Genomic DNA, 10301 nt, shown 5'->3' with positions numbered 1-10301 from the left:
CCCGCCGTCGTGCCCTGATCAAGACCGCACGCCGGGCCGTGGACACGCTGGGGCCGGGAGCGTCGATGGAGGACATCGCCGCCGCGGCCGATACCTCCAAGTCGGTCTACTACCGGTATTTCGGCGACAAGACCGGGCTGCAGCGGGCGGTGGCCGAGGTGGTACTCAGCCAGATGCAGCAGAAGGTCCTCGACGCGGCCCGGCAGGCCACGAGCCCCCGCGAAGGGCTGAGGTCGATGGTGTTCGCCTACCTCCAGATGGCCCGGACCTCCCCCAATGTCTATGCGTTCGTCACCCGGGCCGGAGCACCGGATTCCGCAGGAAACGCGGGTGAGGACCGCGCCCCGGACACCCTCGCCTCCTTCCTGGAAGCAACAACCGAGATGATCGCCCAGCCGATGCGCTCCTACCTCCTCGCGGCGCACCCTTCCGACGGTTCGGACGCCGCCCCGGAGTACTGGCCGCGGGCCGCCATCGGCATGGTGAGGGCTGCGGGTGAACTGTGGCTCTCCACTCCTGACGGCCCGGGCAAGCCCTCCGAGGAGCAGTTGACGGACCAGCTCACCACCTGGCTCTTCGACGGCATCAGCCATGCCGCACCCTCCACCCATCGATCCAGCAACCCGTAAAGGACACGCCATGACGCAGACAGCCGTCCGCCAGCTCCAGGTTCCCGCCACCGCCGAAATCCGGGACAACGACGACGCCGTCGTGGACACCGCCGTCCTCGGTGAACTGCTCCTCGGAAAATGGGCGCACGTCCGCCGGACCGCGCGGGCACTCGCCGGTCGCCCCGAGGTCCAGAAGATCGAAGGCCTCTCCTCGGCCGATCACCGGCGCCGCTGCCTCGACCAGCTGCATTACCTCGTCGAGCAGCAGGCCGTGCACCGTGCCTTCCCCAGCTCCCTGGGCGGGGCGGATGACCACGGCGGGAACGTCGCGGGCTTCGAGGAACTCGTGGTCGCCGATCCCTCGCTCCAGATCAAGGCCGGCGTCCAGTGGGGACTGTTCGGCTCGGCCGTGATGCATCTGGGTACCAGGGAGCACCACGAGGCGTGGCTGCCGGGAATCATGAACATGGACATTCCCGGGTGTTTCGCGATGACGGAGACGGGGCACGGCTCGGATGTGGCGAGCATCGCGACCACCGCCACCTACGATCCCGATGCCGGGGAATTCGTGATCAACACCCCGTTCCGTGCGGCGTGGAAGGACTATATCGGCAACGCGGCCATCGACGGGCGTGCCGCCGTCGTCTTCGCCCAGCTGATGACGCAGGGCGTCAACCGCGGCGTGCACGGCTTCTACGTCGAACTCCGCGCGTCGGACGGCAGTTTCCTGCCCGGCGTGGGAGGCGAGGACGACGGCCTCAAGGGCGGGCTCAACGGGATCGACAACGGCCGGCTCCACTTCACCGACGTCCGCGTGCCCCGGACCAATCTCCTCAACCGCTACGGCGATGTCGCCCCGAACGGGGACTACACCTCACCGATCGCCTCTCCCGGACGCCGGTTCTTCACGATGCTCGGCACGCTCGTCCAGGGGCGGGTCTCACTCGACGGCGCGGCGGTGGCAGCGAGCAAGCTGGCGCTGACGGCCGCGATCACCTATTCCACCCAGCGCCGCCAGTTCAACGCCTCGTCGGAGCTCGCGGAGGAGGTGCTGATGGACTACCAGCGCCACCAGCGCCGCCTGCTCCCGCGTCTTGCCGCAACGTATGCCGCCTCGTTCGCCCACGAGGAGCTGCTGGAGAAGCTCGACGGCGTCTTCTCCGGCTCGCACGACACTGACGAGGACCGCCAGGACCTCGAAACGCTCGCCGCGGCCTACAAGCCGCTGTCCACCTGGCTGGCACTCGACACGCTGCAGGAATGCCGTGAAGCCACCGGAGGTGCGGGGTTCCTCACCGAGAACCGGTTCACCTCGCTGCGCGCCGACCTCGACGTCTACGCCACGTTCGAGGGGGACAACAACGTCCTCCTGCAACTCGTGGCCAAGCGCCTGCTCGGCGACTACGCGAGGGAGTTCAAGGACATGGACTTCGGCGTGCTCGCCCGGTTCGCCGTCACCCAGGTGGCCGGACGGACGCTCCACCGTTCAGGGCTCCGCCGCGTCGCGCAGACCGTCGCGGACTCCGGATCGGAGAAGAAATCGGCGATCGCGCTACGCGACGAGCATACCCAGCACGAGCTGCTCTCGGACCGGGTTTCGAGCATGGTGGCGGACCTGGCGGGCGAACTGCGGGGTGCGAAGGGGATGTCGAAGGAAAGGGCAGCCGCACTGTTCAACGACCACCAGAACGATCTCATCGAGGCAGCCCGCGCACATGCCGAGCTGCTGCAGTGGGAAGCGTTCACCCGGGGGCTCAAGGAACTGGACGATCCCGGCACCCGGCAGGTGCTGACGTGGGTCCGCGACCTCTTCGGCCTCTGCCTCATCGAGAAGAACCTCGCCTGGTATCTCATGAACGGGCGCCTTTCCACCCAGCGCGCACGGACCCTCAACGCGTACATCAACCGCCTGCTCGCGAAGATCCGCCCCCATTCCCTCGACCTCGTGGAGGCCTTCGGCTACGGCCCGGAGCACGTCCGAGCCGCCATCGCGACCGGCGCGGAGCAGGAGCGCCAGGACGAGGCTGCCGCCCATGCGCGGCAGATGCGGGCAAGCGGGGCGTCGGGAATCGACGAGAAGACCCTTCTCGCACGGCAGGCCGGGCTCCGGAAAACGACGGCGACGGGCAGGAAATGAGCTAGAGGACGCCGGAATATACGCTGAGGGTCGACTTCGCGATCGTTTCCCAGTCGAAGTGCTCCTCGGCCCGCCGGCGGCCCTCGACACCCATTCGCCGGGCACGCTCGGGGTCCGACACCAGTGCGGTCAGGGCCGAGGCGAAGTCCGAGACGAACTTCTCCGGATCGAGTGGAGTGCCGGTGCCGTCGGAAACCTGCTCGATGTCCACGAGTGTTCCGGTCACGCCGTCCTGCACCACCTCGGGGATGCCGCCGGTAGCGCTCGCCACCACTGCTGCTCCACAGGCCATCGCCTCGAGGTTGACGATCCCGAGCGGCTCGTAGATGGACGGGCACGCGAAGACCGTCGCATGGCTCAGCACCTGGATCAGCTCCCGGCGTGGCAGCATCCGCTCGATCAGGATCACCGACCCTCGCTCCTCGCGCAGTGTGTCGATGAGGACCTCGGTCTCCGCGGCCAGCTCCTTCGTGTCGGCGGCCCCCAGGCAGAGCACCAGCTGGACTCCGGCCGGCAGCCGGGCGGCCGCCCGGAGCAGGTAGGGCACGCCCTTCTGTCGTGTGTTTCGTCCGACGAAGACCACGCTGGGCCGGGCCGGGTCGATCCCGAGTGCGGCGACGGCGTCGTCGTCCTCGTCCCGGTTCCACTCGCCGACGTCGATCCCGTTATGCACCACGTGCACCTTAGCGGGGTCCACGTCCGGGTAGCTGCGCAGGATGTCGGCCCGCATGCCGGCTGATACCGCGATCACCGCCGCGGCGGCCTCGTAGGAGGTTTTCTCGACCCAGGAGGACAGTGCATACCCCCCGCCGAGCTGCTCCGCCTTCCACGGACGGAGGGGTTCGAGGCTGTGGGCACTCAGGACGTGCGGGATCCCGTGCAGGAGTGATGCCAGGTGCCCGGCCATGTTCGCGTACCAGGTGTGCGAGTGCACCAGGGAAGCGCCGGCGATGTTGCCCAGCATCTCCATGTCGGTCCCCAGCGTCTGTACTGCCGCATTGGCGTCCGCCAGGCCGGCAGGAACTCCGTAGGTCCACACCTTCGCCCCGTGGAAGTCCGCCGGGCGCGGTGCCCCGAAGCAATGGACGTTGAGATCGACCTGCGGGGCCAGCACACGGCTCAGCTCGGCGACATGCACCCCCGCGCCGCCATAGATCTCGGGCGGGAATTCCTTTGACACAATATCTACTCGCACTCCTCCAACGTAGTGCAGTGCGTCCCAGTCCTCTAGTGTGAAGTGGACCCGCCCCACCGAGGGCGGAGTGAACAGCAGAAACGCACACTCATGGAAGAGCAGGGGGTCATTCGTGGCACTGAAGAAAGTACTCGCGGTGGTACTGGCAGGCGGCGAGGGCAAGAGACTCATGCCCTTGACCGCGGATCGGGCGAAACCCGCCGTGCCCTTCGCAGGCAGCTACCGGCTCATCGACTTCGCGCTCTCCAACCTCGTGAACTCCGGATACCTGCAGATCGTGGTCCTCACGCAGTACAAGTCCCACAGCCTCGACCGGCACGTCTCCGAGACCTGGCGGATGTCGACGCAGCTCCAGCAGTACATCGCGTCGGTGCCAGCGCAGCAACGCCGCGGCAAGAGCTGGTTCCTCGGCAGTGCCAATGCCATCTACCAGTCCCTGAACCTCATTTATGATGCCCAGCCGGACATCGTGGTGGTGATCGGTGCGGACCACGTGTACCGCATGGACTTCGAGCAGATGGTCAAAGCCCATGTGGAAAGCGGCGCGTCGGTGAGTGTCGCTGCGGTCCGGCAGCCCATGAACCTCGTGGACCAGTTCGGCGTGATCGAGGTCGACAAGGACAACCCGGGACGGATCGCGGCCTTCGTCGAGAAGCCCAAGACGACTCCGGGCCTTCCCGATGACCCGAACAGCTTCCTGGCGTCGATGGGCAACTACGTGTTCACTGCCGACGCCCTGGTCAAGGCCCTCGAGGAGGATGCCGCCCGCCTGAACACCAAGCACGACATGGGCGGCGACATCATCCCGTATTTCGTGGAACGCGGTGATGCAGCGGTCTACGACTTCACCACCAACGACATTGCGGGTTCCACCGAGCGGGACCGCCAGTACTGGCGCGACGTCGGCACCATGGACTCCTACTATGAGGCGAACATGGACCTCATCTCCCCGCTGCCGCTGTTCAACCTGTACAACCTGCAGTGGCCCATCTATACGCGCCAGAGTGTCTCTCCTCCGGCGAAGTTCGTGCGCAGCGCAAGCGGGCAGTCGGGCCAGGCCCATGACTCGATCGTCTCCGCCGGCGTCGTGATCTCCGGAGGAACGGTCCACGGGTCCATCCTGGCCACCGACGTGTTCATCGACCAGGGGGCGGAAGTGGCCGGATCCGTGCTTCTCGACAAGGTGACACTGGGCGCCGGCGCCGTAGTCCGCAAGGCAATCATCGACAAGAATGTCCATATTCCTGCCGGCGCCTCCGTCGGGGTGGACCGCGAGCTGGATCTCAGGCGCGGCTTCGCGGTCACTGATTCCGGGTTGACGATCGTGCGGAAGGGCCAGGAGGTCCCGACCGTCTGATCCACCGCTGAGAAGTCGGCCTGCCCCTGTGTCCCGGCGAGGCCGACTTCTTCGCTTTGATCAGAGGTGGACCACGACGTCCGCGCTTTCCCGCAGGGTAGTGACCAGGGCCTCTGCCGCGGCCCCTTCCTTCTGGCCCTTCACTTGTTCCTCGAGTGCTGACCGGGCCTCTTCGAAGGTCGGAAAGCCGCTTTCCTCGCCCTCCTGCCCGCCCGCCGCGGCCTGTTGGGCCTTGACCTGCTCATACAGCGACTGAAGCTCCGCCTCGGTGGCTGTGGTGTCACCGGTCTCTTCGGCGATGAGCTTGTCGACGCCGACCTGCGCTTCCACCTGGGAAGTCACTTCGGCCTTGTCGATGCCCTGCTCGGCGATGGCGGCGAGGGCTTCCTCCCTGGACCCGAGCCCGCTCGACTCGACGAGTTCGGCCCAGGATGCATCGATCTCCTCGGTGGACGCGGTGATGCCGCGCTTCTGCACCTCCTGGACGAGCAGCTCGTTCCCGATCAGGGTATCGGCCGTCCGGGTCTTCAACTGGTCCTGGTCGACTTCCTGACCGGTCTGCTGGGACTGCAGAGCCACCTGCTGGAACTGGCCCTCATACGACGTCGCGAATTCCTCGCGGAGAATCTTCTCCCCGTTGACTTCCGCGACCACTTCGGGGATCCCCTCGAGGTCGGGCTGGGGAAGCTCTTGCTGGGAGTCGCCCTCCGCGGCGTCGCCGCTGCCTTCGGCAGGTGCTTCCTGCTGGACTCCGGATTCTGCTGGGGTGTCCTCGCCTGGCGCGCCGCAGCCCGCCACCGACACCGATCCGGCGAGGACCAGCCCCACCAACCATTGCTTTTTCGACATCATTCTCCTTACCGGTTCAACTCGGATTCCCATTCCGGACCCACCTCCCGGACCTTCGTCGGGGAGGGCCGCAATGGAACCCGTCGACCCTAGCCCCCCTTCCTTGGAGAATTCGGTGAAGTCGGGGAAGTCGGGGAAGCCGGACAGGACGAAGGGACACCGGACAGTGCGAAGTAAGGCCGGATAGGGCGAGAGGACGTCGGCGTTTCCGCGGTTTCGGGTCGTGGTTGAATGGCCGGATGAACAACGAGAATCTCATGCGGGACGAAGCGGCAGCGCGGTCACGGCTCCTGCGGATCGATGCCTACGACGTCGCACTGGATCTGCGCAACGCCGAGGATCCGAAGGCAACCGGCTTCCGCTCACGGTGCACCATCACCTTCACCTGCTCCGCACCCGGTTCCTCGACCTTCCTGGACTTCATCTCCGAGAGCGTTGAATCAGTGACGCTGAACGGTGTGGACGTGGACCTCGACTCGGCCGTGACGGGTGCCCGGATCCAGCTCGACGGGCTCGGCGACCGCAACACCGTGACGGTCGACGGCACTGCCCGCTACAGCCGTAGCGGCGAGGGAATGCACCGCTTCGTGGACCCGGCGGACGGCTCCACCTACCTGTACACCCAATATGAGCCGGCGGACGCCCGCCGTGTGTTCGCCAATTTCGAGCAGCCCGACCTCAAGGCCGCCTTCACCTTCTCGGTCCAGGCGCCGTCGTCGTGGACCGTCGCATCGAACGCCGTCGTGGCCCGCTGGGACGCCGGTGAATGGCACTTCGCGCCGACCCAGCGGATCTCCACCTACATCACCTCGGTGCTGGCGGGGCCGTACCACCGGGTGTCCGGCTCCTGGCAACCGGAGGATCCCGCAGCTCCGGGCATCGAGCTGGGACTGTACTGCCGGCAATCCCTCGCTGCGTCCTTCGACGCCGAGGAGATCCTCGACGTCACTTGGCGGGGACTGACCTTCTTCCATGGCCTGTTCGACTACGCATACCCCTTCGGGAAGTACGACCAGGCGTTCGTGCCGGAGTACAACCTGGGAGCCATGGAGAACCCGGGCCTGGTCACCTTCACCGAGGACTACGTCTTCCGCTCCGCGGCGACCGCAGCCCAGTACGAAGCACGGGCCAACACGATCCTGCACGAGATGGCGCACATGTGGTTCGGGGACCTGGTGACCATGGTGTGGTGGGACGACCTCTGGCTCAAGGAGTCCTTCGCCGACTACATGGGCGCCCTCGCCGTCGCGGAAGCAACCCGCTGGGATACCTCGTGGGTGAGCTTCGCGAACAAGCGCAAGGCCTGGGCGTACGTGCAGGACCAGCTGCCGACCACGCATCCCATCGTCGCAGACATCCCCGACCTCGAAGCCGCCAAACAGAACTTCGACGGCATCACCTATGCCAAGGGTGCCGCGGTGCTGAAGCAGCTCGTGGCCTTCTCCGGGTTCGAGGCGTTCATCGCTGCATCGCGCAGCTACTTCCGGAAGCACGCGTACGGCAACACCACGCTCACCGACCTCCTCGACGCTCTCGCCGAGGCGACCGGTGAGGATTTCAGCACGTGGGCGCGCCAGTGGCTCCAGACGTCCGGAGTCCCCACCCTGGGCACCGAGATCACGCTCGACGACGACGGCGCCTACGCATCCGTCACCGTCCGCCAGGAAGCCACGGATCCCGTCAGCGGGCAGGAGCAGCCGCGTCCCCACACGGTGCGCCTGGGGCTGTACTCGTATGACGCCGCGGGAGACCTCGTGAAGACCGCGTCGGAGGAGGTCACCCTCGCCGGGGACCGAACGCAGGTCGCCGGGCTCATCGGCGTCCCGCAGGCGGACCTGCTCATCCCCAACGACGACGACCTGACCTACGCGAAACTCCGGTTCGACCAGCGGTCACAGGCCACGCTGCTCGAGGCCGTGGACAGGGTGCGGGACCCCCTGGCCAGGGCTACCTGCCTCGCCGCACTCTGGTCCGCCACGCGTGACGCCGACCTCAGCCCCGGAGAATATCTACGAGCCGTGGAACGCGCCGCGCCGAGGGAGACCGGGGTCGGCGTCCTGCAGGTCATCCTCGCGAACGCACGCATCGCCATCGAGCGGTTCTCCCCTCCTTCAGCGAGGCCGGCACTTCGCCGACGCTACGGAACCCTGCTGGAGAACGGCCTGATGGCATCCGGTCGGAGTTCGGACCTGCAGCTCGCCTGGGCACGCGCCCTCGCCGGCGCGGCGCGCACTGCCGGAGAGTCCACCGGGCTGCTTCGGGCGCGGCTCGACGGCGACGCCGTCGTTCCCGGACTGGAGATCGACGCCGAGCTGAGGTGGATGTTCCTGCAGTCGCTCGCCGCGCACGGTCTCACCACCGGTCGCGAACTCGACGCGGAGCTCGCCGCGGACAACACCGCCTCCGGCAGGGTGGGGTTCACGCTGGCGTCAGCGGCTTTCCCGAACCTCGCGACGAAGCAGGCAGCCTGGCAGGAGGCCGTCTTCGGCGAACGCCTCTCTAACGACCTCCTCAGCGCGACGATCGAAGGGTTCGCGCTCGGCGGCATCGAGCTCACAAGGCCTTTCGACGGCCGCTATTTCGATTCCATCGGCGAGGTCTGGCAGCGCTGCGGCATCGAAATGGCGAGTCGGGTGGTCCGGGGGCTCTATCCCGGTCGCGCCGACTCCGACGGCGGCTCGGAGCCCTCCACCCATCCCGTGGTGCAGGCGACCGACCGGTGGCTGGACGAGAACACTGCCGCTCCGCGGGCGCTGCGCCGGATCGTGATCGAGGAACGGGACCATCTCCTCCGCGCGTTACGGGCCCAGCAGGCAGTTCGACCAGGTTAACGAGGAAGAGCCACGCCGTGAGGCGTGGCTCTTCCTTCGTCAGCGATCACCGGGCGGAGCCGGTGCGGTGAGGGAGACCTATTTCTTGGCGCCGAAGCCCTTGAAGCGGGCGTTGAAGCGCTCTACGCGGCCGGCGGAGTCCATGATCCGCTGCTTGCCGGTGTAGAAGGGGTGGGATTCCGAGGAGATCTCCACCTCGATGAGCGGGTAGGTGTTTCCGTCTTCCCATTCGATGGTCTTGCTCGAGCCGGCCGTCGACTTCGTCAGGAAGGACTTGTCGGAGGCGAGGTCGCGGAAAACAACCGCCTGGTACTTGGGGTGGATATCAGACTTCACAGGAATACCTTCTCTGGTTGCCTGGATTTTGCCAGGCACTGGTGATTGAAAGAGTGGATTGGTCGCTGAGGACCAACCACCAATAGTACCGTATACCGGATCCGTCCGCGAAAGCCGATCCCGTCCTGCCCGTCCGCGATGCCCACCCGCATTTCCTCCCGAACTGGTGTGAAGCGTCACACATCGAGTGGGGTGCGACAGTCGCCGATACAGGCGTAACGCAGCAACGCTGCTGCCGGAAGCCGTATCAGCGGGATACATTGCAATGCAGAGTGATTGCAATGCATGCAATGCAATCACTTCCACTGAGGTACGTATGGCAATGTGCATGCGTTGATTGCAGTGCATGCACGTTGTCGGCGGGAGGTAGCCATCCGGAGCCTGGACGTCGAGGCTGCCATTCCCTGTCGGGGATGGCAGCCTCTCGATCCTTCCCATCGAACGCTTGAACGCTGGCCTCGTGGGCCGGCGGTCTGATCGATCAGGGTGCTCACGCGCGTTGAGCGGGTTGCCGGTCCCTGCACTCCCAGAAGGCGACGGCGGCGGCCGCCGCCACGTTCAGCGAATCGACTCCCCCGTACATGGGAATCCGGACCGCGGTGTCCGCTGCGGCGAGGGCGGCATCGGACAACCCGTTCCCCTCGGTGCCGAGCAGCAGCGCGAGTCGCACCTGGCGTTGAGCGGCGAACTCCTCGATGCCGACGGCGTCGGGCGTGAGGGCGAGTGCGCCGATCATGAAGCCGAGGTCCCGCAGCAGTCCGAGATCGAGCGGCCCTTCCGGAAGCCGCGCCCATGGCACCTGAAAGACGCCGCCCATGCTGACCCGGATCGCCCTGCGGTACAGCGGATCGGCGCATCCCGGGCTGAGGAGGACAGCGTCGATCCCCAGTGCGGCGGCGGAGCGGAACACTGCTCCGAGGTTGGTGTGGTCTCCGATGTCCTCGAGCACCGCCACTCGCCTGGCCTCTCCCAGCACGGTGTCGAG

8 protein-coding genes are annotated in these 10301 nt (G+C 66.6%); 4 read left to right on the top strand and 4 right to left on the bottom strand.

What is annotated here, in order from left to right; all coding sequences use genetic code 11:
• On the top strand, window positions 1-629 hold a 629-nt coding region (locus Y705_RS0114610), incomplete at its 5' end, for a TetR/AcrR family transcriptional regulator (protein WP_253908643.1).
• 10 nt (window positions 630-639) lie between these two features.
• Window positions 640-2748 carry an acyl-CoA dehydrogenase family protein gene (locus Y705_RS0114605; protein WP_026533391.1) on the top strand — a complete coding sequence of 703 codons (2109 nt, stop codon included), beginning with the start codon at window positions 640-642 and terminating at the stop codon, window positions 2746-2748.
• A 1-nt stretch (window position 2749) separates the two neighbouring features.
• Here Y705_RS0114605 and glgA read toward each other — a convergent pair whose 3' ends face one another.
• Window positions 2750-3943: a glycogen synthase gene (glgA, locus tag Y705_RS0114600; protein ID WP_049822833.1), complete on the bottom strand. Its 1194-nt coding sequence runs from the start codon at window positions 3941-3943 to the stop codon at window positions 2750-2752.
• A gap of 112 nt (window positions 3944-4055) precedes the next feature.
• Between glgA and glgC the strand changes: the two genes are divergently transcribed.
• Window positions 4056-5300 (top strand): glucose-1-phosphate adenylyltransferase, encoded by a 1245-nt coding sequence (glgC, locus tag Y705_RS20330; RefSeq protein ID WP_081738086.1) that lies wholly within the window; start codon window positions 4056-4058, stop codon window positions 5298-5300.
• Window positions 5301-5360: 60 nt separating this feature from the next.
• On the opposite strand, the gene Y705_RS0114590 is transcribed toward glgC, so the two are convergent.
• On the bottom strand, window positions 5361-6149 hold the full coding sequence (locus Y705_RS0114590) for a SurA N-terminal domain-containing protein (protein ID WP_049822832.1): 789 nt from the start codon (window positions 6147-6149) through the stop codon (window positions 5361-5363).
• A gap of 239 nt (window positions 6150-6388) precedes the next feature.
• On the opposite strand from Y705_RS0114590, the gene pepN reads away from it, so the two are divergent.
• Window positions 6389-8980: an aminopeptidase N gene (gene pepN, locus Y705_RS0114585; RefSeq protein WP_026533388.1), complete on the top strand. Its 2592-nt coding sequence runs from the start codon at window positions 6389-6391 to the stop codon at window positions 8978-8980.
• Between the two features lie 78 nt (window positions 8981-9058).
• Here the strand turns inward: pepN and Y705_RS0114580 are convergent, their stop codons facing one another.
• Window positions 9059-9316, bottom strand: a complete 258-nt coding sequence (locus Y705_RS0114580; RefSeq protein ID WP_026533387.1) for a type B 50S ribosomal protein L31 — start codon at window positions 9314-9316, stop codon at window positions 9059-9061.
• A 490-nt stretch (window positions 9317-9806) separates the two neighbouring features.
• Window positions 9807-10301, bottom strand: a 495-nt coding sequence (locus Y705_RS20325) for a TrmH family RNA methyltransferase (protein ID WP_162149093.1), incomplete at its 5' end; no start/stop codon positions are given.

Origin of the sequence: Arthrobacter sp. H41 (assembly GCF_000520535.1) — a bacterium.
Taxonomy (GTDB): Bacteria; Actinomycetota; Actinomycetes; order Actinomycetales; family Micrococcaceae; genus Arthrobacter_D.
Note: the sequence above shows the minus strand (reverse complement) of the source record. Positions and strands in the feature narration are given on the sequence as shown.

What these genes read in the sequence shown, in the direction of transcription:
- Y705_RS0114605 (WP_026533391.1), top strand. Translation starts at nt 640, where the DNA reads ATGACGCAGACAGCCGTCCGCCAGCTCCAGGTTCCCGCCACCGCCGAA.
- Y705_RS0114590 (WP_049822832.1), bottom strand. Translation starts at nt 6,149, where the DNA reads ATGTCGAAAAAGCAATGGTTGGTGGGGCTGGTCCTCGCCGGATCGGTG.
- pepN (WP_026533388.1), top strand. Translation starts at nt 6,389, where the DNA reads ATGAACAACGAGAATCTCATGCGGGACGAAGCGGCAGCGCGGTCACGG.